This is a genomic window from Pantoea sp. CS_6 (genome assembly GCF_041954745.1).
Lineage (GTDB): Bacteria > Pseudomonadota > Gammaproteobacteria > Enterobacterales > Enterobacteriaceae > Pantoea > Pantoea stewartii.
Map to the genome: position 1 here is coordinate 1 of NZ_JAVAYG010000029.1, position 954 is coordinate 954.

General features: G+C 57.0%; 1 pseudogene. It reads left to right on the plus strand.

Annotated elements, in window-relative coordinates:
• Positions 1-71: 71 nt before the first annotated feature.
• A pseudogene (locus RAC90_RS20870) lies at positions 72-954 on the plus strand (IS3 family transposase); the annotation flags it as partial.

Here is a 954-nt window from a genome sequence, read left to right on the forward strand (position 1 = left end):
TGACCTGCTCCCCGTTGATTAACACACCGCGATGTTAGTAATGTCTTCATAAGCCACATGAGGACATCCCCATGAAGAAGCGTTTTTCCGACGAACAGATCATCAGTATCCTCCGCGAAGCTGAAGCCGGGGTTTCTGCCCGTGAACTCTGCCGCAAGCACGCCATTTCCGATGCCACCTTTTATACCTGGCGTAAGAAGTATGGTGGTATGGAGGTGCCCGAGGTTAAGCGCCTGAAGTCGCTTGAAGAAGAGAACGCCAGACTCAAGAAGCTGCTTGCCGAAGCCATGCTGGATAAGGAGGCACTCCAGGTGGCTCTGGGGCGAAAGTACTGACGACAGACCAGAAGCGGGAAGCCGTTGAGTTTATGTGTGATGCGACCGGTCTGTCGCAACGTCGTGCCTGCAGGCTGACAGGTTTGTCCCTGTCGACCTGCCGCTACGAGGCTCTGCGTCCGGCGACTGATGCGCATTTATCAGAGCGCATCACTGAGCTGGCACTGGAGCGCAGGCGTTTTGGCTACCGCCGCATCTGGCAGTTACTGCGCCGTGAAGGCCTTCATGTTAATCACAAGCGCGTGTACCGCCTTTATCATCTGAGAGGGCTGGGCGTAAAACGCAGACGGCGTCGTAAAGGGCTGGCAACAGAACGTCTGCCGCTGCTCCGCCCGGCGGCGCCCAACCTGACCTGGTCGATGGATTTTGTCATGGACGCGCTCGCCACCGGTCGCAGGCTCAAGTGCCTGACCTGTGTGGACGACTTCACGAAGGAATGCCTGACGGTCACTGTTGCCTTTGGGATTTCAGGCGTGCAGGTGACACACATTCTGGACAGCATTGCGCTGTTTCGAGGCTATCCGGCGACGATAAGAACTGACCAGGGGCCGGAGTTCACCTGCCGCGCACTGGATCAATGGGCTTTTGAGCATGGTGTTGAGTTGCGCTTAATCCAGCC